Here is a 25785-nt window from a genome sequence, read left to right on the forward strand (position 1 = left end):
GCATGGTCCAGGGCGGTCCCGGGCGAAGGCGGAACGTGGCGGCGCTCTGTATTGACCGGACCACAGGGCGTTGGGTCCCGCATTCATACGGGCCGATCGCGGTTCCGGAAGGGACTCGGGGTGAAAGGGGACGGGGAACAGCCCGATTTCTGTGGTCATTCTCTTTGATTTTCTGCCCGCCGGTGCCGATTCGGCCCCGATCCCGGGCGTAAAGCAAACCCCCTTCGACCGGGAAAGTGCCGCTTGATGTCCACCGAGTACGTTCCTCTTTCGGCCGCTCAGCGGAGCGTCTGGTACGCGCAGCAGTTGGCACCCGAAACGCCGATCCACATCGCGCAGTACATTGAGATCGAGGGCCCGGTCGACCACGAGCTGTTCGACCGGGTGGCGCGCATCGCCGCGCACGAGGCGCTTGCGCAGAACGCCCGGCTGGTCGAAGTGGACGGCGTTCCCCACCAGATTCTCGACCCCGACGCGACCGTGTCGATCCCCCTCGTGGACCTGTCCGGCGAGCCCGACCCGGACGCCGCCGCGCGCGCGTGGATGGCCGAGCGGATGGCCGAGCTGCTGCCGCTGGACGGCGAGCGGCTGTTCCGCACCGCGCTGCTGCGGCTGGCCCCCGATCTGCACCGGTGGTTCGTGCACGCCCACCACGTGGCCCTGGACGGCTACGGCGGCCTGCTGGTCAGCCGCCGCGCCGCCGAGGTGTACACCCTGCTGGCGAACGGCGGCGAGTACGAGCGGGGCGAGCGGGGAGAGCTGGGCGACTTCCGGAAGGTCCTCGCCGACGAGGAGGCCTACCGCGCGTCGGAGAAGTTCGAGCGGGACCGCGCGTACTGGACGGAGCGGTTCGCCGACAAGCCCGTCGCGGTGTCGCTGGCCGACGAGATGGCCGAGCCGACCGCCGACTACCTGAGCCGCATCGGCGTCATCCCCGCGGACGAGGCCGCCGGCCTCGCGGCCGCCGCGCGCCGCCTGCGCACCGCGGTGCCGGCGCTGGCGATCGCCGCGACGGCCGCGTACGTGGCGCGGATGACCGGCACCGAGGACGTCATCCTCGGCCTCGCGGCGGCCTGCCGCACCACCGAGGCCGCACGCGAGACCCCCGCGATGCTGTCGACGGTCCTGCCGCTGCGCGTGCACGTCGCCCCGGACATGACCGTCGAGGAACTGGTCCGGTCGGCGACCCGGGCGAGCGCGCGGGCGCTGCGCCACCAGCGGTACCGGCGCGACGACCTGCTGCGCGACCTGAAGCTGCTCGGCGAGCGCCACCGGCTGTACGGGCCGGTCATCAACATCATGGCGTTCGACTACCGGCTGGACTTCGCGGGCCTGCCGGCGAGGACGCACGCGATGACGACCGGCCCGATCGACGACCTGTCGATCAACATCTACGACAACTTCGACGGCGCCGGCATGCGCGTCGACTTCGAGGCGCACCCCGACCTCTACACCGAGGACGAGGTCTCCGCGCACCTGGACCGTTATGTCGGGTTCCTGCGCGCCCTGGGCGACGCCGATCCGTCCACCCCGCTCCACCAGGTGGACCTGCTGGACGACGCCGAGCGGTTCCGCGTCCTGGAGGAGTGGAACGACACGGCCCTGCCCGTCGCGCCCGGCGTCGTCCCGGACCTGTTCGAGGCCCAGGCCGCCCGGACACCGGACGGGACGGCGGTCGTCGCGGGCGAGACCCGGCTCACCTACGCGGAACTGAACGACCGCGCGAACCGCCTCGCCCGATGCCTGATCGAGCGCGGCGTCGGCCCCGAGGACTTCGTCGCCCTGTCCCTGCCCCGCGACGCCGACCTCGTCGTCGCGACGATGGCCGTCCTGAAGGCGGGCGCGGGCTACCAGCCGATCGACCTGGCGTACCCGCCCGACCGCATCGCCTACATGCTGGAGGACGCGGCCCCCGCCTGCGTCATCACGACCCGCGACGCGGACTTGCCCGGCGGGACGCCCCGCGTCGAACTCGACGCCCTCTCCCTCGACGGCTACTCCGGCGCGGACGTCACCGACGCCGAGCGCGTCCGGCCGCTGCACCCCGCCAACCCGGCGTACATCATCTACACGTCCGGTTCGACGGGCCGCCCCAAGGGCGTCGTCATCTCCCACGCGAACGTCATGGACTTCTGCGCCGAGTCGATGGCGGGCTACGGCCCCGGCCGGATGAGCCGCGTCCTGTTCTCCACGTCGCTGAACTTCGACGTGTCACTGTTCGAGTGGCTGGTGCCGCTCACGATAGGAGGCGAGATCGAGGTCGTGCGCGACCTCCTCGAGATCGCCGAACGCGGCGGCTGGTCCGGGACGCTGATCAGCGGCGTCCCGTCCGCGCTGGCGGTGCTGCTGGCGCGCGGCGGGCTGCGGCTGGACGTGGGCGACATCGCGTTCGGCGGCGAGGCGCTGCCGCCCCAGCTGGTCAAGGACGCCCGCGCGCTGCTGCCGGACGCGCGGATCTCCAACATCTACGGCCCCACCGAGGCGACGATCTTCGTCACCGGCTGGTACGACGACGGCAACCCCGACGGGATCGCCCCGATCGGCCGCCCGATGGCCAACACCCGCCTCTACGTGCTGGACGGGCGGCTCAACCCCGTCCCCGCCGGCGTCCCCGGCGAGCTGTACCTGGCGGGGGACGGGCTGGCGCGCGGGTACCTGCGCCGCGCAGCCCTGACCGCCGACCGGTTCGTGGCGTGCCCGTTCGGCGGGCCGGGCGAGCGGATGTACCGGACGGGCGACCTGGTCCGCTGGAACCGCGCCGGGGAGATCGAGTACCTCGGCCGGCTCGACCACCAGGTGAAGGTCCGCGGGTTCCGGATCGAGCTGGGCGAGATCGAGGCGGCGCTGTCCGCGCACCCGGCCGTGACGCAGAGCGTCGTCGTCGCCCGCCGCGACGCCGTCGGCGACGGCGTCCTCGCCGGCTACGTCGTCGGCGCCGTCGACCCGGGCGAGCTGCGCGCGTTCGTCGCCAGGACGCTGCCCGCCTACATGGTGCCGTCCGCGATCGTCGTGCTGGACGCGATGCCGCTCACCCCGAACGGCAAGCTGGACCGGTCCGCGCTGCCCGAACCGGACTTCGCCGCGTCCGTCACCGCCCGCGGCCCGCGCGACCCCCGCGAGGAGATCCTCTGCGGGATCTTCGCCGGCGTCCTCGGCCTGGACCGGGTCGGCATCGACGACGGCTTCTTCGACCACGGCGGCGACTCCCTGAAGGCGACCCGTGTCGTGGCCCGCGCCCGCGCCGCCCTGAACGTGGAGCTGCCGGTCCGCGCGCTGTTCGAGGCCCCCACGGTCGCGGGCCTGGCCGAGCGCATCGCCTCCGCCTCGGCCGCCGCGCGCCCGGCGCTGCGTCCCGCCGAACGCCCCGTCCCGCTGCCGGTGTCGTCCGCGCAGGAGCGCCTCTGGTTCCTGAACCGGCTCGAAGGGCTCACCGCCACCTACAACGTGCCGATCCCGCTGCGGCTGACCGGCGCGATCGACCACGACGCGATGCGGGACGCGCTGCGCGACGTCGTCGCCCGGCACGAGTCGCTGCGGACGCTGTTCGGCGACGGCGACGGCGAACCGCACCAGGTGATCCTCACTCCCGGCGAGGCCGAACCGCACCTGACGATCGGTGAGACCGACGACGTGCACGGCGCCCTGTTCATGGACGCCACCCGCGGCTTCGATCTGGCGAACGAGCTGCCGATCCGCGCCCACCTGTACCGGCTGGCCGAGAACGAGCACCTCCTCCTGGTCGTCCTGCACCACATCGCCGGGGACGGCTGGTCCCTGGCGCCCCTCGCCCGCGACCTCATCACCGCCTACCTGGCGCGCCGCGACGACCGCGCCCCCGAGTGGGCGCCGCTGGCCGTCCAGTACGCCGACTACGCCCTCTGGCAGCGGGAGCTGCTGGGCTCCGAGAGCGACCCCGGCAGCCTCGCCGCACGCCAGATCGCCTACTGGAAGGACGCCCTCGCCGGGCTGCCCGACCAGATCCGGCTGCCGCACGACCGGCCCCGCCCGGACCGCGCGTCCTACCGGGGCGGGCAGGTCTCCTTCGAGGTCCCGGCGGAGCTGGCGGACGGGCTCGCGGCGCTCGCCCGCGACCACCAGGTCAGCGTGTTCATGGTCCTGCAGGCCGCGCTGGCCGCCCTGCTCACCCGCCTCGGCGGCGGGACCGACGTGCCGATCGGCTCGCCCATCGCGGGCCGCACCGACGCGGCACTGGACGACCTCGTCGGCGTCTTCGTCAACACGCTCGTGCTGAGGACCGACACCTCCGGCGACCCGGCGTTCGCCGAGCTGCTCGCCCGCGTCCGGGAGACCGACCTCGCCGCGTACGCGCACCAGGACGTCCCGTTCGAGCGGCTCGTCGAGGTGCTGAACCCGGCGCGGTCCCTTTCCCGGCACCCGCTGTTCCAGGTCATGCTGACCCTGCAGAACAACCCCGAGGCGTCCGTCGAGCTGCCCGGCCTGAACGTCGCCGTCGAGCCGGTGGACGCCGGGGTCGCCAAGTTCGACCTGGAGTTCCTGCTGGAGGACGCCCGCGACGGCCGCGGCGGCCTCACCGGAACCCTCGAGTACGCCCTGGACCTGTTCGACCGGGAGACCGCCGAGCGGCTCACCCGCTGGTACCGGCGGACCCTGGAGGCCGTCGTCGCCACGAAGGCCGCCGTCACGGTCGACGGCCTCGACCTGCCCGGTCTGGCCGCGGCCGAGCCGGTCGAGGAGGCGGCCGAGGGTCCGCTGGAGAAGCGGCTCGTCGCGTACGTGGTCGCCGCGCCCGGCCAGACGCTCGACACCGAGGAGCTGCGCGCCCACATCCGGGAGAGCCTGCCCGAGTCGATGGTGCCCGCCGCCGTCGTCGTCCTGGACGAGATGCCGCTCACCCCCAACGGCAAGGTCGACGTCAAGGCGCTGCCGAAGCCGGAGCTGACGATCGCCCCGGCGACCGCCTACCGCGCGCCGTCCGGGGAGACGGAGGAGGCCGTCGCCGCCGTGTTCGCCGACCTGCTCGGCGCCGCCCGGGTCGGCGCCGACGACGACTTCTTCGCGCTCGGCGGCAACTCGCTCATCGCGATGCGGGTCGTCAGCCGCATCCGCCGCGTCCTGGACACCGAACTGCCCGTCCGCGCGCTGTTCGAGGCCCCGACCGCCGCGAGCCTCGCCGCCCTCCTCCGCGGCGGCGCCGGCGGGGAGCCGGGCCGTCCCGCGCTGGAGCCGCGCGAGCGTCCCGGCGTGATCCCGCCGTCGTACGCGCAGCAGCGGCTCTGGTTCCTCAACCGGTTCGAGGGCCCGTCCGCCACCTACAACATGCCGCTGGCGCTGCGCGTCCGCGGCCCCCTTGACGTGGACGCCCTCCGCGCCGCCGTCGGCGACCTCGTCGGACGGCACGAGACGCTCCGCACGATCCTGCCCGACAGCGGGGGAGTGCCGCGCCAGCTGATCCTGAGCCCGGCCGCGGCCCGCCCCGAACTGGAGGTCGTCGGCACGACGGAGGCGGAGCTGCCGACCCGGCTCGCCATGGCCGCCGGGTACGCCTTCGACATCTCCGCCGAGCCGCCGCTGCGCACCCACCTGTTCCGGGCCGCGCCGCAGGAGCACGTCGTGCTGCTGCTCATGCACCACATCGGCGGCGACGGCTGGTCGCTGGCGCCGCTGGCGCGCGACCTCATCACCGCCTACGCGGCCCGCGCCGGCGGTAAGGCGCCGCAGTGGGCGCCGCTGCCGGTCCAGTACGCCGACTACACGCTCTGGCAGCGCGAGCTGTTCGGTTCCGAGGACGACCCCGCCAGCCTGATCTCCAAGCAGATCGCGTACTGGCGGGACGCTCTGGCGGGGCTGCCGGAGGAACTGCCGCTGCCCGCGGACCGGCCGCGTCCGGCGGAGGCGTCCTACCGCGGCGCGACGGCCCGCTTCCGTCTCGGCGCGGACGTCCACAAGGCGCTGCTGGGCCTGGCCCGCGACACCGGCGCCAGCCCGTTCATGGTCGCTCAGGCCGCGTTCGCCGCGCTGCTCACCAAGCTCGGCGCCGGGACGGACGTGCCGATCGGGTCGCCCATCGCGGGCCGCACCGACGAGGCGCTCGACGACCTCGTCGGCATGTTCGTCAACATGCTCGTCTTCCGCACCGACACGTCCGGGGACCCGTCGTTCCGCGAGCTGGTCGGGCGGGTGAGGGAGACCGACCTCGCCGCCTACGCGCACCAGGACGTCCCGTTCGAGCGGCTCGTCGAGGTCCTGAACCCGCCGCGGCACCTGGCCCGGCACCCGCTGTTCCAGGTCGGCCTGACGTTCCAGAACAACCCCGAGGCGCGGCTGGAGATGCCCGGTTTCAGCGCCGAGGTGGAGCCGCTGACCGCCGGCGTCGCGCGCTTCGACCTCCTGATGATCCTCACCGAGCGGGAGGACGGGCTCGACGGCGAACTGGAGTACGCGCTCGACCTCTACGACCCGTCCACCGCGCGGCGGCTCATCGAGCGCTTCGAGCGGTACCTGTCCTCGTTGCTCGCCGACCCCGACGCGTCCATCTCCGCCGCCGACGCCCTCTCCCCGGAGGAGCGCGCCACGATCCTCGGCGACTGGGCCGGAGGCAAGGGCGGCGACGTCGAGCGGGCTACGATTCCGGCGCTGTTCGAGGCGCAGGCGGCGGCCCGTCCGGATGCGCCGGCGGTGACGTTCGACGGTGTGTCGTGGACGTACGGTGAGGTGAACGCGAAGGCGAACCGTCTCGCGCGCCGGCTGGTCGAGCAGGGTGCGGGGCCGGAGCGGTTCGTGGCGTTGTCGTTGCCGCGTTCGGCTGATCTGGTCGTGGCGGTCTTGGCGGTGCTGAAGGCGGGTGCGGCGTATCTTCCGATCGATCCGGATTATCCCGAGGATCGGGTCGCGTACATGGTCGAGGATGCCGGGCCGGCCCTCACCCTCGGCCCGGACGACCTGGACGCAACCGGATACGACGACACCAACCCCGGCATCGCCCTCGATCCGGACCACCCGGCGTATGTGATCTACACGTCGGGTTCGACGGGTCGCCCCAAGGGTGTGGTGGTTCCGCATCAGAACGTGGTGCGGCTGCTGCGCTCGACGGAGAGATGGTTCGACTTCGGTCCGGATGACGTGTGGACGCTGTTCCACTCCTATGCGTTCGACTTCTCGGTGTGGGAGTTGTGGGGTCCGCTGCTGTACGGCGGTCGTCTGGTTGTTGTGCCGTACCTGACGTCGCGTTCGCCGCAGGAGTTCTTGAAGCTGCTGTCGGACGAGCGTGTGACGGTGTTGAACCAGACGCCGTCGGCGTTCTACCAGCTGATGGCGGCCGACAAGGAGAACCCGGGCACCGACCTTGCGCTGCGCTACGTCGTGTTCGGCGGCGAGGCCTTGGAACCGGGCCGCCTTGAGGACTGGTACTCGCGCCACCCCGAGGACGCGCCGACGCTCGTCAACATGTACGGGATCACCGAGACCACGGTGCACGTGTCCTACGTGGCCCTGGACCGGGCTTTGGCGGCGACCGCGCCCGGTAGCGTCATCGGCACCGGCATCCCCGACCTGCGCATCTACGTTTTGGACGATCGCCTCCAGCCCGCACCGCCTGGCGTGGCCGGTGAGCTGTACGTCGCGGGCGCGGGGCTGGCGCGCGGTTATCTGAACCGTCCGGGCCTGTCCGCCGAGCGGTTCGTCGCCGACCCGTTCGGTGCGGCGGGCACGCGGATGTACCGGACGGGCGACGTCGGGCGCTGGCTCAACGACGGCCGCCTCGAATACCTCGGCCGCAGCGACCAGCAGGTGCAGCTGCGCGGCTTCCGGATCGAGCCGGGCGAGATCGAGTCGGCTCTGGCGCGGCACGACGCGGTCTCCGATGTCGCCGTGATCGTCCGGGACGAGCGTCTGGTCGCCTACGTGGTCGGCGGCGGCGTCGACTCCGCCGAGCTGCGCCGCTTCGCCGGGCGGGACCTTCCCGACTACATGGTCCCCGCCGTGGTCGTCGAGCTGGACGCCCTCCCGCTCACCGTCAACGGCAAACTCGACCGCAAGGCGCTGCCCGCGCCGGACTTCGCGGCGAAGGTGTCGTCGCGCGGGCCGCGCACGTCGGAGGAGGAGATCCTCGCGGGCCTGTTCGCGGAGGTCCTCGGCCTGGAGCGGGTCGGGGTCGACGACGGGTTCTTCGACCTCGGCGGCGACTCCATCATCGCGATCCAGCTCGTCTCCCGCGCCCGCCAGTCCGGACTGGTCATCACGCCGCGGGACGTGTTCCAGCACCAGACCGTCGAGGAACTGGCCGCGACCGCGCAGCCGGTCGGCGAGGGCGAGGAGATCGAGGCCGAGGCGCCCGGCGCCGGCGTCGGCCCGGTCCCGGTCACCCCGATCGTCGCGTGGCTGCGCGACCGGGTGGGCGGCGACCCCGCGCTCATCAGAGGCTTCCACCAGTCGACGCTGCTGCGCACACCGCCGGACCTCGGCATGGACAGGCTGACGGCCGCGCTCCAGACCCTCCTGGACCACCACGACATCCTCCGCCTCCGCCTGGACGTGAACGGCGGGCGGGCTGAGGGACGAAGGCCGGACGCCGAGGCCGAGGGCTCGCAGGCCGCGATGAACAGGGCGGGGGACGACTGGCAGCCCGTCGTCCGGCAGCCCGGCTCCTCCGGCGCCGCCGACCTCGTCACCCGCGTCGACGTCGCCGGGCTGGACACCGACAAGCTCCGCGCCGTCATCACCGAGCAGGCCACCGCCGCCCGCGACCGCCTCGACCCCGAGGCCGGGACGGTCGCGCAGCTCGTCTGGTTCGACGCGGGCCGGGACCAGGGACGCCTCCTCGTCGCGCTGCACCACCTCGTCGTGGACGGCGTGTCCTGGCGCATCCTGCTGCCCGACCTCGTCACGGCCTGGGCCGGGGGAGAGCTCCAGCCGGTCGGGACGTCGTTCCGCCGCTGGGCGCAGAAGCTCACCGCGTCCGGCGGGGACGCCGGGGAACTGGACGACTGGCTCGACATCGTCGACGGCCCGGACCAGAAACTCGCCGGCCGCGTCCTCGACCCGCGCGTCGACATCGCCGCACGCGCCCGGTCGCTCACCCTCGATCTGCCCGCCGGCATCACGGGCCCGCTGCTCACCGACGTTCCCGCCGCGTTCCACGGCCGCGCCAACGACGTGCTCCTCACCGGCCTGGCCCTCGCGGTCTCGCAGTGGCGGCGGCACCACGGCGGCCGCGGCACCGACGTCCTCATCGACCTGGAGGGCCACGGCCGGGAGGACGTCGTGCCCGGCGTCGACATCTCCCGCACCGCCGGCTGGTTCACCTCGATCCACCCCGTCCGGCTGGACGCGGGGAACACCGACTGGGCCGAGGTCCGCGACGGCGGCTCGGTCGTCGGCACCGCCGTCAAGAAGGTCAAGGAGCAGCTCAGGGCCGTTCCGGAAGGCGGGCTCGGCTACGGCCTCCTGCGCTACGGCGGCGGCGACGCCGCCGAGGAGCTGGCCGAGGCGCCGGCCGCGCAGATCGCCTTCAACTACCTCGGCCGGGTCGACGGCGGCGAGGGCGGCGACTGGACGCTGGCGCCCGAGGAGCCGCCCGCCGGGGAGGACCCCAGGATGCCGATGGCGCACGTCCTGGAGATCAACGCCGTCACCCGCGACCTGCCCGGCGGCCCCGTGCTGTCCGCGACGTGGACGTGGCCCGGCGGGCTGATGGACTCCCGCGACGTCCGGGAACTGGCCGAGAGCTGGTTCGCGGCCCTGCGCGGCCTCGTCGCGCACGTCGCCTCGGGCGACCGGGACGGGACGGCGGGCGGGTTCACCCCCTCCGACCTGCTCGTCGACCTGGACCAGGGCGAGATCGACAAGCTACAGGACGCGTGGAGGCGGCAACCGTGAACCGGGGGGACCTAGAGGACATCCTGCCGCTGTCGCCGCTGCAGCAGGGGTTCTTCTTCCACGCCCTTTTCGACGCTGGCGACAGCGATGTCTACACGGCGCAGCTCGTCATCGACCTCGAGGGGCCGCTGGACGCCGCCGCGCTGCGGACCGCCGCCGGGACCCTGCTGCGCCGCCACCCGAACCTGCGCGCGGCGTTCTGGCACGAGGATCTGTCGCGTCCCGTCCAGGTCGTTCCCCGCACGGTCGAACTGCCGTGGGAAGAAGTCAGCGCATCCGCGGGCGCCGAGGCGGACGCCGTCGTCGCGCGGGAGCGGGCGCGCGGCTTCGACATGACCGCGCCGCCGCTGCTGCGGTTCGTCCTCGTCCGGATGGGCGCGGCACGGCACCGCCTGATCTTCACCAACCACCACATCCTGCTGGACGGCTGGTCGACGCCGATCATGGCGACCGAGCTGTTCATGCTCTACATGCAGGGCGGCCACGACACGGGGATGCCGCGCGTCACCCCGTACAAGAACTACCTGGCCTGGCTCGCCAAGCAGGACCGCGCCGCCGCCGAGGAGGCCTGGCGCCGCGCTCTCGACGGCGTGGACGAACCCAGCCTCGTCGCCCCCGAGGCCGCCGGACGCGCACCGGAGCCGCCGAAGCGGACCATCACCGAACTCGACGAGCGCACCACCAGGAAGCTCACGCGCGCGGCCCGGCGGCACGGGGTCACGCTGAGCACCGTCTTGCAAGGCGCGTGGGGACTGGTCCTCGGGCGGCTGCTCGGCTCGAACGACGTGGTGTTCGGCGCGACCGTGTCGGGCCGTCCGCCGGAACTGCCCGGCATCGAGCAGATGATCGGCCTGTTCATCAACACGCTGCCGATCCGCGTCCGCTACCGGATGGACGAGTCGCTGGGCACGCTGCTGGAGCGGCTCCAGGACGAGCAGACCGAACTCCTCGCCCACCACCACCTGGGTCTCACCGACATCCAGCGCGTGGCGGGGCACGGCGGCGCGCTGTTCGACACGATGACGGTGCTGGAGAACTACCCGTTCGACCCGGCCTCGATGGACAGCTCCCTCAACGGCGTCCGCATCGCCGCCGCCGACTCCTACGACGCGACCCACTTCCCCCTGTCGTTCGTCGTCGCGCCCGGGGAGAGGCTGTCGCTGCGGCTGCACTACCGGCCCGACGTGTACGAACAGGCCGTCGTCGAGGCGCTCCTGGCCCGTGTCCGCCGCTTCCTGGAGGCGTTCGCCGAGGACGCGGAGCGGCTGATCGGCGCGGTGGACCTCCCCACGGACGCCGAACGCGCGGCCCTCGCCGCCTGGAACGGCACCGGCGGCGACATCGCGTCCGGCACGCTCCCGGCCATGCTGGAGCGGCAGGCCGCCCGCATCCCCGGCGAAACGGCCCTCGTCTGCGGCGACGCACGTCTCACCTACGCGGAGCTGAACGAGCGCGCCAACCGCCTCGCACACGAGCTCATCGCACGCGGGATCGGCCCGGAGGACCGCGTCGCGCTCGTCCTCCCGCGCACGCCCGAGATCGTCGTGGCGATCCTGGGCGTGCTGAAGGCCGGCGCCGCCTACGTCCCGGTCGATCCGGAGTACCCGTCCGACCGCATCGCCTACATGCTGGACGACTGCCGCCCGGCTCTCACCATCAGGGCCGGCGACTTCCCGGACACGGCCGGACGGCCCGCGCACGACCCGGCCGACGCCGACCGGGTGAGGCCGCTGCGAAGCGGCAACGCCGCCTATGTCATCTACACATCGGGGTCGACCGGCCGCCCCAAGGGCGTGACCATTCCGCACGCGGGCGTGCTGAACTACTTCGAGACGCACCGGGACGCGTTCATCGACCCCGCGATCGAGGCCGCCGGCGGGCGCAGGATGCGGTTCGCGCACCTGGCGTCGTTCTCGTTCGACACGTCCTGGATGGGCCTGCTGTGGATGATGTACGGCCACGAGCTGCACCTCATCGACGACGAAACCCGCCGCGATGTCGAGGCGTACACCGCGTACGTGGCGCGCGCGCAGATCGACCTGGTGAACACCACCCCGTCGCACTTCAGCTCGCTGCGCGAAGCGGGCCTGCTGAACGATGACGGACGGCACCTGCCGACGCACCTCCTCATCGGCGGTGAGGCCATCGGCGACGCCCTGTGGGCGGACCTGCGCGCGATTCCCGGCCTCACCACGCGCAACCTCTACGGGCCGACCGAGTCGACGATCGACACCATGAACCAGGTCGTCGCGGACAGCGAGCGCCCGTCGGTCGGCGGCCCCTACCGCAACGTCCGCTGCTACGTCCTGGACACCGCGCTCCAGCCCGCCCCGGCCGGCGTTCCCGGCGAGTTGTACCTCGCGGGCGCGCAGCTCGCCCGCGGCTACCTCGGCCGGCCCGGCCTGACCGCCGAGCGGTTCGCCGCCGACCCGTTCGGCGCGCCCGGCGACCGCATGTACCGCACCGGCGACCTGGCCCGATGGCTCCCGGACGGGACGATCGAGTACCTCGGCCGCACCGACGACCAGGTCAAGATCCGCGGCTTCCGGGTCGAGCCCGGCGAGATCGAGAACGTCCTCGCCGGATGCGCCGGCGTCGCGCAGGCAGCCGTCGTCGTCCGCGAGGACCGTCCCGGCGACAGACGCCTCGCCGCCTACCTCGTCGGCGCCGCCGCCGGCGGCGGCATCGACGTCGCGGCGGTGCGGCGGTTCGCGGCGGAACGGCTGCCCGACTACATGGTCCCCTCGTTCACCGTCCTGGACGCGCTGCCGCTCACCGTGAACGGCAAGCTGGACCGGGCCGCGCTCCCCGCGCCCGAGACCGGCGCGTCCGTCAGCCGCGCGCCGCGCTCCCCGCAGGAGGAGATCCTCTGCGGCCTGTTCGCCGAGATCCTCGGCGTGCCGAGGGTCGGCGTGGACGACGGGTTCTTCGACCTCGGCGGCGACTCGCTCACCGCCACCCGCCTGGTCAGCAGGATCCGCACCGCGCTGGGCGCGGAACTGCCCGTCCGCGCCCTGTTCGAGGCCCCGACCGCCGCGGGCCTCGCCGAACGGCTCGCGGACGCGGCCGGCGACGTGCGCCCGCCGCTGGTCCGGGCCGAGCGGCCCGACGTCGTGCCGCTGTCGTACGCGCAGCAGCGGCTCTGGTTCCTCAACCGCCTCGAAGGCGCCTCCGCGACGTTCAACATGCCCATCGCGCTGCGGCTCGACGGGGCCCTCGACCTCGACGCGCTCCGCGCCGCGCTCGCCGACGTGACGGCCCGGCACGAGTCGCTCCGCACGATCTTCCCGGACGGGTCGGGCAGCGCCCGGCAGCTCGTCCTGGACCCGGCCGCCGCCCGCCCCCGCCTCGACGTCTCCGAAACCGGCGAGGCCGCGCTGCCGATGGCGCTCGCCGCCGCCGTCGGGCAGGGCTTCGACCTGTCCGTCGAGCCGCCGCTGCGGGCCCGGCTGTTCGCGCTCGGCGCGGACTCCCACGTCCTGATGCTCGTCCTGCACCACATCGCGGCGGACGGCTGGTCGATGGCGCCGCTCGCCCGCGACGTGATCCTCGCGTACGCGGCCCGCGCGCAGGGACGGGAACCGCAGTGGGCGCCGCTGCCGGTCCAGTACGCCGACTACACGCTCTGGCAGCGCGAGCTGTTCGGCTCCGAGGACGACCCCGCCAGCCTGATCTCCAAGCAGATCGCCTACTGGCGGGACGCTCTCGCCGGGCTCCCGGAGGAACTCGCGCTGCCCGCCGACCGGCCGCGTCCGCCGGAGGCGACCTACCGGGGCGCGACGCACGCGTTCGAACTGGACGCCGGACTCCATGCCGGGCTGCTGGGCCTGGCCCGCGAGAGCGGCGCGAGCCTGTTCATGGTCATGCAGGCCGCCTACGCCGCGCTCCTCACCCGCCTCGGCGCCGGGACGGACGTGCCGATCGGGTCGCCCATCGCGGGCCGCACCGACGAGGCGCTCGACGACCTCGTCGGCATGTTCGTGAACATGCTCGTCCTGCGCACCGACACGTCCGGGGACCCGTCGTTCCGCGACCTGATCGGGCGGGTGAAGGAGACCGACCTCGCCGCGTACGGGCACCAGGACCTTCCGTTCGAGCGGCTCGTCGAGGTGCTCAACCCGGCCAGGTCGATGGCCCGGCACCCGCTGTTCCAGGTCGTCCTGTCGTTCCAGAACAACCCCGAGGCCCGTCTTGAGCTGGACGGGCTCAGCGGAGGCGCCGAACCCCTCGGATCGGGCGCCGCCAAGTACGACCTGTCCCTCTACCTGGAGGAACGGCACGGCGACGACGGCGCGCCCGGCGGGATCGAGGCCGGCCTCGAATACGCCCTCGACCTCTTCGACCCCGCCACCGCCGAGACCATCGCGGACCGGTTCGAACGGCTCGTCCGCGAACTGATCGCCGCCCCGGACGCGCCCATCGGCGCCGCCGAGATCCTGAGCAGCGGCGAGCGCCGGACGCTGCTGCGCAGATGGGCCGGAGGCAAGGGCGGCGACGTCGAGCGGGCTACGATTCCGGCGCTGTTCGAGGCGCAGGCGGCGGCCCGTCCGGATGCGCCGGCGGTGACGTTCGACGGCGTGTCGTGGACGTACGGTGAGGTGAACGCGAAGGCGAACCGTCTCGCGCATCGCCTCATCGAGGAGGGCGTCGGGCCAGAACAGTTCGTGGCGTTGTCGTTGCCGCGTTCGGCTGATCTGGTCGTGGCGGTCCTGGCGGTGCTGAAGGCGGGTGCGGCGTATCTTCCGATCGATCCGGATTATCCCGAGGACCGTGTCGCGTACATGGTCGAGGATGCCGAGCCGGCCCTCACCCTCGGCCCGGACGACCTGGACGCGACCGGCCGCCCCGACACCAACCCCGGCGTCGCCCTCGATCCGGACCACCCGGCGTATGTGATCTACACGTCGGGCTCGACGGGCCGCCCGAAGGGTGTGGTGATCCCGCATCAGAACGTGGTGCGGTTGCTGCGCTCGACGGAGGGGTGGTTCGGCTTCGGTCCGGATGACGTGTGGACGTTGTTCCACTCTTACGCGTTCGACTTCTCGGTGTGGGAGTTGTGGGGTCCGCTGTTGTACGGCGGTCGTCTGGTTGTTGTGCCGTACCTGACGTCGCGTTCGCCGCAGGAGTTTTTGAAGCTGCTGTCGGACGAGCGTGTGACGGTGTTGAACCAGACGCCGTCGGCGTTCTACCAGTTGATGGCGGCCGACAAGGAGAACCCGGGCACCGACCTGGCGCTGCGCCACGTCGTGTTCGGCGGCGAAGCCCTCGACCTGGGACGTCTCGAAGACTGGTACTCGCGCCACCCAGAGGACAGCCCGACGCTTGTCAACATGTACGGGATCACCGAGACCACGGTGCACGTGTCCTACGTCGCCCTGGACCGGGCTTTGGCGGCGACCGCGCCGGGCAGCGTCATCGGCACCGGAATCCCCGACCTGAAGGTGTACGTCCTGGACGATCGCCTCCAGCCCGCCCCGCCCGGTGTGGCCGGTGAGCTGTACGTCGCGGGCGCGGGCCTGGCGCGCGGTTACCTGAACCGTCCGGGCCTGTCCGCCGAGCGGTTCGTCGCCGACCCGCACGGCAGGCCCGGCACCCGCATGTACCGGACCGGCGACCTCGGCCGCTGGCGTCGCGACGGGACGCTCGAATACCTGGGACGCGCCGACCAGCAGGTGCAGCTGCGCGGCTTCCGGATCGAGCTGGGCGAGATCCAGGCGGTGCTGACCAGGCACGAGGCCGTCCGGGACGCCGCGGTCGTCGTCCGCGACGACCGCCTGGTCGCCTACGTCGCCGGTGCCGGTGCCGGTGTCGACGCGGCCGAGCTGCGCCGCTTCGCCGGCGGGTATCTGCCCGACTACATGGTCCCGGCGGCCGTCGTCGAACTGGACGCCCTGCCGCTGACGTCCAACGGCAAGCTCGACCGCAAGGCGCTGCCGGCGCCGGACTTCGCGGCGAAGGTGTCGTCGCGCGGGCCGCGCACGTCCGAGGAGGAGATCCTCGCGGGCCTGTTCGCGGAGGTCCTCGGCCTGGAGCGGGTCGGGGTCGACGACGGGTTCTTCGACCTCGGCGGCGACTCCATCATCGCGATCCAGCTCGTCTCCCGCGCCCGCCAGTCCGGCCTGGTCATCACGCCGCGCGAGGTGTTCCAGCACCAGACCGTCGAGGAACTGGCGGCGGTGTCGCGTCCGGTCGGCGAAGGTGAGCGGGTCGACGCCGAGGCGCCCGGCACCGGCATCGGCCAGGTCCCGGCCACCCCGATCCTGCGCTGGTTCCAGGACCTGAACGGCCCGGTCGGCGGCTACAGCCAGCGAATGCTGCTCCAGGTCCCACCGGACCTGGGCGTGGACAGGCTGGCGGCCGCGCTTCAGACCGTCCTGGACCACCACGACATGCTCCGGCTCCGCGTGCGGAGCGGTGGGCGGACCGAGGGACGAAAGCCGCACGCCGAGGGCTCGCAGGCCGCGGTGAACGGGAGCACCGAGTTCGAGGTCGCCGAGCCCGGCACGGTCGACGCGGCGGAACTCGTCCGCCGCGTGGACGTCGCCGGCCTGGACACCGGCGCGCTCCGCGCCGTCCTCGCCGCCGAGTCCGAGGCCGCCCGCCGCCGCCTCGACCCGGCCGCCGGGACGATGGCGCAGCTGGTCTGGTTCGACGCCGGCCCCGCCGAGTCCGGACGCCTCCTGCTCACCCTCCACCACCTCGCCGTGGACGGCGTGTCGTGGCGGATCCTCCTCCCCGACCTGGTCACCGCGTGGGCCGGGGAAGAACTCGACCCCGTCCCGACCTCGTTCCGCCGCTGGGCGCAGCGCCTGGCCGCCGAGGCGTCCGACCCGGCCCGCACGGCGGAGCTGCCGCTGTGGGACGACATCCTCGCCACCCCCGACCCGGTCCTCGGCACCCGCCCGCTCGACCCCGGGGCCGACACCTTCGGGACGGCGCGGCACCGCACGCTCGACCTGCCCGCCGACGTCACCGCGCCGCTCCTCGCCGACGTCCCGGCCGCCTTCCACGGACGGGTCAACGACGTGCTGCTCACCGGCCTCGCCCTGGCCGTCGCCGAGTGGCGGCGCGACCGCGGCACCTGCGACGAGACGGCCGTCCTCATCGACCTCGAAGGACACGGCCGCGAGGAGATCGTCCCCGGCGTGGACCTGTCGCGCACCGCCGGCTGGTTCACCTCGATCTACCCGGTGCGGCTCGACGCCGGATGGGTCGAGCCCGCCGACGTCCGCGAGGGCGGCCAGGCCGTCGGGACCGCGCTGAAGCGGGTCAAGGAGCAGCTCCGCGAGATCCCCGACAACGGCATCGGGTACGGCCTCCTGCGCTACCTCAACCCCGCGGCGGGCGCGCGCCTCGCGGGGCGCCCGCAGATCGCGTTCAACTACCTCGGCCGGTCCGCCGCGCCCGAGGCCACCGACTGGGGACCGGCCGGCCAGGCCGACGGCGACGCCCTCGCCGCCGGGCAGGACGACGCGCTCGGCCTCGTCCACGCCATCGAGGTCAACGCGCACACCCGCGACCTGCCGGACGGCCCCGAGCTGTCCGCGACGTGGACGTGGGCGGGCGGCCTGTTCGACGAGGCCGCGATCGAGGACCTCGCCGAGCGCTGGTACACGGCGCTGCGCGGCCTGGTCGCGCACGTCGTGGACGGCGCGTCCGACGGGCCCGTCGGCGGGTTCACCCCGTCCGACCTGTCGCTGGTGGACGTCAGCCAGGACGAGATCGACGAGCTCGCCGCCGAGCTCGACGGTGAATGGGAGCTGGATTGAGCAAGTCGCAGCTTGAGGACATCCTCCCGCTGTCCCCGTTGCAGCAGGGGCTCTTCTTCCACGCGCTGTACGACGCGGGGCAGGCGAGCGCGACCAGAGGGGACGTCTACACCGCGCAGATCGTGTTCGACCTGCGCGGCCCCCTCGACGTGGACGCCCTGAAGGCCGCCGCCGCGACGCTCCTGCGGCGGCACGCCAACCTGCGGGCCGGGTTCCGGCAGCGCAAGGAGGGATCACCGGTCCAGGTCGTCCACCGCGAGGTACACCTCCCGTGGGACGACGCCGACCTGTCCGCCATGCCCGGGGCCGAGCGCGAGGCGAAGGCGGCGGAGCTGGCCGTCGCCGAACGCGCCCGGCCGTTCGACATGACGCGACCGCCGCTGCTGCGCTTCCTGCTGATCAAGCTCGCGGACGGCCTGCACCGCATGGTGTTCACCAACCACCACATCCTGCTGGACGGCTGGTCAACGCCCATCCTGCAAACGGAACTGTTCGCGCTCTACCTGGCCGGCGGCGACGACACCGGGATGCCGCGCGTCACCCCGTACAAGAACTACCTGGCGTGGCTCGCCGCCCAGGACCGTCCCGCCGCCGAGGACGCCTGGCGCCGCTCCCTCGACGGCTTGGACGAACCCACCCTCGTCGCGCCGGGCGCACCCGAGCCCGGCGCGGACACACCCGGACGGGTCCGGACCCGCCTCACCGAAGACCTCACCGCGGCGCTCAGCGCGCGCGCCCGCGCCCAGGGCGTCACCCTCAACACCGTCCTGCAACTCGCCTGGGGGACGCTGCTCGGCCGTCTCACCGGCTCGACCGACGTCGTGTTCGGCGCCGCCGTGTCCGGCCGCCCACCGGAGCTCCCGGGTGTCGAGCAGATGATCGGCCTGTTCATCAACACGCTGCCGATCCGCGTCCGCGTCCGCCCCGCCGACACCGTCGCCGAGGCGCTCATCCGCCTCCAGGACGAGCAGGCCGCGCTGATGCCGCACCACCACCTCGGCCTGGCCGACATCCAGCGCCTCAGCGGCACCGGCACCCTCTTCGACACGATGACCGTGCTGGAGAACTACCCGTTCGACCCGGACGCCGCCGGCGCCGACCTCGGCGGCCTGTCCCTGCACGACGTGGACGGCTACGACGCGTCCCACTACCCGCTGACCTTCGCCGCCGTCCCGGGCCGCGGCCTGTCCCTGCGGATCGACCACCGCGCCGACCTGTTCACCGAGGACGACGCGCAACGCCTGATGCGCCGCTTCGTCCGCATCCTGGAGGCCGTCGCCTACCGCCCCGACCTCCCGCTCGGCCGCATCGACGTCCTGGACGGCGACGAACGCGACCACGTCCTGGAGACGTGGCAGGGACCGGCGACGGACCGCGTGCCGGGCACCGTCACAAGCCGCTTCGCGGAGCAGCTGGCGCGCACGCCCGGCGCCGCGGCCGTCCGGGCGGGCGGGGAGACGGTCACCTACGCCGAGCTGGACGCGCGGGCGAACCGGCTGGCGCGCCGCCTCATCGGGCTCGGCGTCGCGGCGGAGACACCGGTCGCCGTCCTCCTAGAAAGGTCCGCCGCCGTCGCCGCGGTGTCGCTCGCGATCCTCAAGGCGGGCGGCGCTTACGCGCCGATCCACCACGGCTACCCGCCGGAGCGGATGGCGTGGGCGGTCGCCGAGGTCGGCGCGCCCGTCCTGGTCGTCGACTCGGCCATGCGCGACCGCGTCGCCGGACTCGACACGGCGGCGCGGATCCTCGTCGTGGACGACGACCCCGAGACGGCCGCGCTTCCCGGCACCGACCCGGGCGTGCAGTGCCATCCCGAAAACCTCGCCTGCGTGCTGTTCACGTCCGGCTCGACGGGCGTGCCCAAGGGCGTCATGCTCCGCCACCGCGACGCCGTCGACCTCGCCACCGACGGCCGGCTCAGGGGCGGGGCGCACGACCGGGTGCTCGTCCACTCGCCGCACGCGTTCGACGCGTCCGTCTACGAGCTGTGGACGCCGCTGCTGCACGGCGGCACGGCCGTGTTCGCGCCACCCGGGCACCTGAACGGCGAGGCCCTCGAAAAGGTCGTCACCGACGAGGAACTCACCGGCCTCTTCCTCACCACGACCCTGTTCAACCTGGTCGCGGACGAGCGCCCGCACGCGTTCGCGGGGCTCCGCGAGGTGCTGACCGGCGGGGAGGCCGGATCACCGGCCGCGATGCGCAAGGTCCTCGCCGCGTGCCCGGACACCGAGGTCGGCCACGTGTACGGGCCCACCGAGGCCACCACCTACACGACCCACTCCGCGCAGCGCGCCCCGCTCGCCGACCCGTCCGAGACGACCCCGGCGCTGGGCCGCCCCCTCGACGACATGCGCGTGTACGTGCTGGACCAGGGGCTGCGTCCCGTCCCGCCCGGCGTGGTCGGCGAGGCCTACATCGCCGGCGCGGGCCTTGGCCGCGGCTACCTGCGGCGGCCCTCCCTGACCGGCGAACGCTTCGTCGCCGACCCGTTCGGCGCGCCCGGCGGCCGCATGTACCGCACCGGCGACCTCGTCCGGTGGCGGCCGGACGGCGCCCTCGAATACGTCGACCGCGTCGACTTCCAGGTCAAGGTCCGCGGCTTCCGGATCGAGCTCGGCGAGATCGAGGCCGCCGTCGCCGCCCACCCCGCCGTCGCGAACGTCGCCGTCATCGCCCGCGAGGACATCCCCGGCGTCAAGACCCTGGTGGCCTACGTCATCGCACCGGCTCTGCCGTCCGGTGGGGACGAGTCCCCCGAGCCCGCCGGTGACGTGCGGGGTGCGGCGGGGCTGCGGGAGTTCGTCGCCGAGCGCGTGCCCGAGTACATGGTGCCCGCCGCGTTCGTCCGGCTCGACACGTTCCCCGTCGGCCCGACCGGCAAGCTCGACCGGCGCGCCCTGCCCGCGCCCGACTACGGCGAGGCCGCCGCCGGACGCGATCCCCGCACGCCCGAGGAGGAGCGGCTGTGCGCCATCGTCGCCGACGTCCTCGGCCTCGAACGCGTCGGCGCCGACGTCAGCTTCTTCGACCTCGGCGGCGACAGCATCGCCGCCCTGAAGCTCGTCACACGCGCCCGGCAGGCGGACATCGAGCTGACCCCCCGCGACGTGTTCACCCACCAGACGGTCGAGGCCCTCACGCGGGTCGGCGAGCCCGAAGACCGGCTCGGCTTCGAGATGCTCCTGCCCATCCGGACGGCCGGGGCCCGGGCGCCGGTCTTCTTCGTCCACCCGGCCGGCGGCCTGTCGTGGAGCTACCTGCAGTTCCAGCGGCACCTCGCCCCCGACCAGCCGATCTACGGGCTCCAGGCCGCCGGGTTCACGCGGCCGGAGCTGCCCGGCTCCGTCGAGGAGACGGCCGGGGACTATCTGGAGCAGATCCGCGCCGTCCAGCCGTCCGGCCCCTACAACCTCGCCGGCTGGTCGCTCGGCGGGCTCATCGCCTACGAGATGGCCGTGCGGCTCCAGGCCGCCGGCGAACGGGTCGGGCTGCTCGCCCTCATCGACGCGTACCACACCCAGGACCTCGAATCGGAGCGGCGCGAGATCCTCCCCGAGCTTCTGGAGAGCATCGGCATCGACGCCGGCATGATCGCCGCCGACGGCAACCCCGACATGGAGCAGATCATGGCGGTGCTCGCCGCACGCGACGACGCCCTCGCGACCCTCGGCGAGGACGACCTGGTCAACGTCTACCGCAACTACGAGAACGGCCTCCGGCAGGCCGAGGAGTACCGGCCCGGACGGTTCCGCGGCGACATCGTCTTCTTCACCGCGCTCCAGGGCCGCACCGGCGACTCGCCGACCGCACGCTCGAACTGGGGTCCCCTCGTCGAGGGCGAGATCGAGGACTACCCCCTCGACGTCGACCACCACCTGCTCATGGAGCCGGGCCCGGCCGCCGAGATGGGCGCCGTCCTGGCCGCCAAACTCGACAAACTACAGAGCACGCAGTGAAAGGGACGCAGATGACCAACCCCTTCGAGGACCCCGACGGCACCTACGTCGTCCTCGTCAACGACGAGGGCCAGCACTCGCTGTGGCCGTCGTTCGCCGAGGTCCCCGCCGGCTGGACGGTGGCCAAGGACGAGGACACCCGGCAGGCGTGCCTGGACTACATCAACGAGAACTGGACGGACATGCGCCCCAAGAGCCTCATCGAGGCCATGGGTGAATGACGGCGGCCCGCCGGCGCTCCGCGGGGACGCGATCGAGATCCCCGCGGTCACCGAGTGGACGATGGAGATGCTGGACGCGGCGGACCTGCGCCCCGCGCCGCTGCCCGGCGTCGAGATGACGTTCACGCTGGCCGGGCAGCCGTCCCCCGAGGTCAACCGCGCCATGTACGCGGCCGTCGGCGCCCCCGTCTGCTGGACGGACCGGTTCCCGTGGACGCACGCGGACTGGCGGGCGTGGGTGGAACGCTCCGAGCTGTCCACGTGGATCGCCATGGCCGAGGGCACCATCGCGGGCTTCTTCGAGATCGAGGCGCAGCCCGGCGGGGACACCGAGATCCACCTGGTGGGCCTCACCCACGCGTTCGTCGGCCGCGGCTACGGCGGGTACCTCGTCGAGCAGTGCACCCGCCGCGCCTGGCAGCGCGGCGAGCTGTGGGCCCGGGGCAGCGGCCCCGCCACCCGGGTGTGGCTGCGCACCAGCAGCCTCGACCATCCGAACGCGATCGCCAACTACCGGCGCCGGGGCTTTAAGGTGGCCGCGGAGACCACCGCGTCCAAGCTCGTCCCGGACCCGCGGGTCGCGCCGTGGCCGCTGCCGCACGATCCGCGCGTGGCCTCCCGCCGCCACGAGGAGGAGGAGTTGATCACGTGACCTGGTTCCGCTGCCCCGAGAACCGTCCCTGGGCGTCGATGCGGCTGTTCTGCCTGCCGCACGCGGGCGGGTCGGCGGTGTTCTACCGGACGTGGGCCAAGGAGATCAGCCCGGCCGTCGAGGTGCACGCCGTCCAGTACCCGGGCCGCGCCGACCGGATGGCCGACGCGATGGTCACCGACGCCCACCAGCTCGCCCGCCTCGTCGCCGGTGCGATGGCGCCGCTGATGGACCGTCCCGCCGCCCTGTTCGGGCACAGCATGGGCGCCGTCCTGGCCTACGAGGTGGCGCGGCTGCTGCAGGAGCGCGGCAGCGCCCCGGTGCACGTGTTCGCCTCCGGCGCCCGCCCGCCGCACGACCGCGGCGACGACCGCGTCGCCGACAGGGACGACGACGGCGTGGTCGCCGAGATGGTGAACCTCGGCGGCAGCGACGCCGAGGCCCTGCGGGACCCCGAGCTCCGCGAGCTCGTCCTGCCGTACGTGCGCAACGACTTCCGGCTGATCGAGGACTACGCCCACCGGCCCGGCACGCGGCTGACCGTCCCGATCACCACGATCATCGGGGACGCCGACCCGCACGTGTCCGAGGAGCAGGCCGCCGGCTGGGCGCGGGCGACCGACGGGCGCTTCGCGCTCAGGATCCTGCCGGGCGGCCACTTCTACCTGACCGAACGGCAGCCGGACGTCATCGCGGAGATCCAGCGCACCCTCGAAGTCCCCGCCGTCCCCTGAGCCCGGACGGCGGCGGGCCGCCCCGCGGGAGTCATGGATCCGGGGCGGCCCGCCTTCTCGGGTATCGGTCAGTAGACGCTCAGGCCGTACCGGTTGAGCACCTCGGTGACGGGCTGGAAGAACGTCGTCCCGCCCCAGCTGCAGTTGCCGCTGCCGCCGGAGGTCAGGCCGAGCGCCGTGTTGGGAGCGAACAGGGGGCCGCCGCTGTCGCCGGGCTCGGCGCACACGGTGGTGCGGATCAGGCCGGACACCGACCCCTGGGAGTAGTTGACGGTCTGGTTGAGCGCGGTGACCCGGCCGTTGTGCAGGCCGGTGGTGCTGCCGCTGCGGTACACGGTCTGCCCGACCGTGGCGTTCCCGGAGCGGGTGATGTCGTGGGTGCCGCTGTACAGGCTGACGGCGCCGCGCGTGTCGGTGGGCGTCGAGCTGTACTGCACGACCCCGTAGTCGTTGCCGGGGAAGCTGCTGGCCACGGTCCGGCCCAGCGTCCGCCCCGAACTGTCGGTCCAGGTCGAGCTGATGTTGGTGCAGTGCCCGGCGGTGACGAAGTAGTACGTGCCTCCGCTCCGGACGTTGAAGCCCAGCGAGCAGCGGGAGCCGCCGCCGTAGATGGCCTCGCCGCCGAGGGTGAACTTCTGGAACGTCCCGGCGACCCGCTCGGTGCGGACGGCCGCGCCGTGCTTGGCGGCGGCGGCCTGCACCTTCTTGAGCTTGGCGCCCTTGACGGTGCTGTCCATCGTGAGCAGGACCTGGTTGGTGGCCGGGTCGATGGCCCAGGCGGTGCCCGGGATGGTCGCGTCGCGCTTGAGCGCGGCCATGACCTGCTTCAGGTCGGAGCCGCTGCGCGCGACGGTCTTCGGAACGGCGCCGGCGGCGCGCACGGCCTGTGCGGCCTTGGCGCCGGTCACGGTCACGACCAGCTTGCCGCCCTTGAGGTAGGAGCCGGCGGTCTGGGAGCCGAGCTGGTGCGCGAGCGACGACGCGACCGCGCCGTGGTCGGCGGGTGCGGCGGGTGCCGCCGGGCTGGCGAACGCGGCGGGTGCGGTGGCCAGGGTGGCGGTCACCACTGCAGCGGTCGCCGTGGTGACGGCGACGGCGCCGACGCGCCTGTGACGGATCTTCACTTGTGCCTCCACGGGGGGATGGGCGCACCCGAATGGTGCACCGGAGGTCACCGACATGGTGTAAGAACCGTCAATGCGGGCGTAAGACGCAGAAGGTGACTAATTCGGGACGATGTGATTGGCACCCTGACAATGGTCCGGTGGTCAGACCATGAAATGCCTTCATGTTGTGGATCAACCGCCCGCGAACCGGCCCCGGTCCCCCCGCGTGGGGAACCGGGGCCGGGGCGCGGCCTCCCGCCGCCTGGGAGCTCCGGCGGGCCGCCGATGCGACTCGCGGGGCGGCTAGTAGACGTCCACCCCGAACACCGAGAGCACCTCGGTCACGGGCTGGAAGAACGTGACGCCTCCGGACGAGCAGTTGCCGCTGCCCCCGGACGTCAGCCCGAGCGCGATGGACCCGGCGAACAGCGGGCCGCCGCTGTCGCCCGGCTCGGCGCACACGTTGGTGCGGATCAGGCCGCTGACGCTGCCCTGCTGGTAGTTCACCGTCTGGTTGAGCGCGGTGACCTGCCCGCTGTGGACGCCGGTGGTGCTGCCGCTGCGGGTCACGGTCTGCCCGACCGTGGGGTTCCCGGCGTCGGTGATGTCCTGGAAGCCGCCGGGGCCCCTGACGCCGCCCTGCGTGTCCTCCGGTGTGGAGGAGTACCGGACGATGCCGTAGTCGTTGCCGGGGAAGCTGCTGCCGGCGTTGCCGCCGAGCGTCGTCCCCGACTCGTCGGTCCAGGTCGAGCCCGCTTCGGTGCAGTGCCCCGCCGTCAGGAAGAAGTAGTCGGTTCCGTTCGTGACGTTGAAGCCCAGCGAGCAGCGGGAGCCGCCGGAGTAGATGGGGTCACCTCCAATGACGTACGGGCGGAACTTCCCGGCGACGCGCTCGGTGCGGACGGCCGCTCCCTGCTCGGCGGCCGCGGCCTTCACCTCCTTCAGCTCGGCGCCCTTGACCGTGCTGTCCATGGTCAGCACGACCTGGTTGGCGGCCGGGTCGACGGCCCAGGCGGTGCCCGGGACGGTGGCGTCGCGCTTGAGCGCGGCCATGACCTGCTTCAGGTCGGAGCCGCTGCGCGCGACGGTCTTCGGGACGGCGCCGGCGGCGCGCACGGCCTGTGCGGCCTTGGCGTCGGTGACCGTGACCACGAGCCGGCGCGTGGCCTGGTCGAGGTAGGCGCCGGCGGTGCGGGAGCCGAGTTGCCCCGCCAGCTTCGCGGCCACCCCGCCCGTGTCGGACGTCGTGGCGACGGGCGCGCTGGCCGCGTCGAGCGACGCGTTCGCGGCGGGAGCGGCGACCAGCGCGGTCGCCAGCAGCCCGGACGCGGCCAGGGCGGCGGCGCCGACGCGCCTGTGACGGATCTTCACTTGTGCCTCCAGGGGGGATTGGGCGCGCCCGGATTGGCACGCCGGAGGTCACGGGACATGCTGGAAGAAACCTGAATGCGGGCGTAAGGGAACAAAGTGACTAATCGGTCGGCCACGT

The 25785-nt window shown here is 73.1% G+C and carries 8 protein-coding genes; 6 read left to right on the plus strand and 2 right to left on the minus strand.

What is annotated here, in order from left to right; all coding sequences use genetic code 11:
• Positions 1–246 precede the first annotated feature (246 nt).
• Genes AB0C35_RS08975 through AB0C35_RS09000 form a run of 6 tightly spaced genes read left to right on the plus strand, consistent with a single transcriptional unit; the run spans position 247 to position 23190 of the window.
• Positions 247–9855, plus strand: a complete 9609-nt coding sequence (locus AB0C35_RS08975) for an amino acid adenylation domain-containing protein (protein WP_358452240.1) — start codon at positions 247–249, stop codon at positions 9853–9855.
• Entirely contained in the window at positions 9852–17624 is a 7773-nt protein-coding gene (locus AB0C35_RS08980) for an amino acid adenylation domain-containing protein (RefSeq protein WP_358452242.1), read from the plus strand. The genes AB0C35_RS08975 and AB0C35_RS08980 overlap by 4 nt, the downstream gene beginning before the upstream one ends.
• Complete coding sequence (locus tag AB0C35_RS08985) at positions 17621–21583, plus strand: amino acid adenylation domain-containing protein (RefSeq protein WP_358452243.1); 3963 nt, start codon at positions 17621–17623, stop codon at positions 21581–21583. Before AB0C35_RS08980 ends, AB0C35_RS08985 begins: the two co-directional genes overlap by 4 nt.
• 11 nt (positions 21584–21594) lie before the next feature.
• On the plus strand, positions 21595–21804 hold the full coding sequence (locus AB0C35_RS08990) for an MbtH family protein (protein ID WP_358452245.1): 210 nt from the start codon (positions 21595–21597) through the stop codon (positions 21802–21804).
• Positions 21797–22456, plus strand: coding sequence for a GNAT family N-acetyltransferase (locus tag AB0C35_RS08995; RefSeq protein WP_358452247.1), 660 nt, complete (start codon positions 21797–21799; stop codon positions 22454–22456). The genes AB0C35_RS08990 and AB0C35_RS08995 overlap by 8 nt, the downstream gene beginning before the upstream one ends.
• On the plus strand, positions 22453–23190 hold the full coding sequence (locus AB0C35_RS09000) for an alpha/beta fold hydrolase (RefSeq protein ID WP_358452249.1): 738 nt from the start codon (positions 22453–22455) through the stop codon (positions 23188–23190). Before AB0C35_RS08995 ends, AB0C35_RS09000 begins: the two co-directional genes overlap by 4 nt.
• Positions 23191–23258: 68 nt before the next feature.
• On the opposite strand, the gene AB0C35_RS09005 is transcribed toward AB0C35_RS09000, so the two are convergent.
• Positions 23259–24314: a S1 family peptidase gene (locus tag AB0C35_RS09005; protein ID WP_358452251.1), complete on the minus strand. Its 1056-nt coding sequence runs from the start codon at positions 24312–24314 to the stop codon at positions 23259–23261.
• 285 nt (positions 24315–24599) lie between these two features.
• Positions 24600–25667 (minus strand): S1 family peptidase, encoded by a 1068-nt coding sequence (locus AB0C35_RS09010; RefSeq protein WP_358452253.1) that lies wholly within the window; start codon positions 25665–25667, stop codon positions 24600–24602.
• Positions 25668–25785: the final 118 nt, after the last annotated feature.

The sequence above is a fragment of the Spirillospora sp. NPDC048819 genome, from assembly GCF_040650055.1.
Classification (GTDB): domain Bacteria; phylum Actinomycetota; class Actinomycetes; order Streptosporangiales; family Streptosporangiaceae; genus Spirillospora.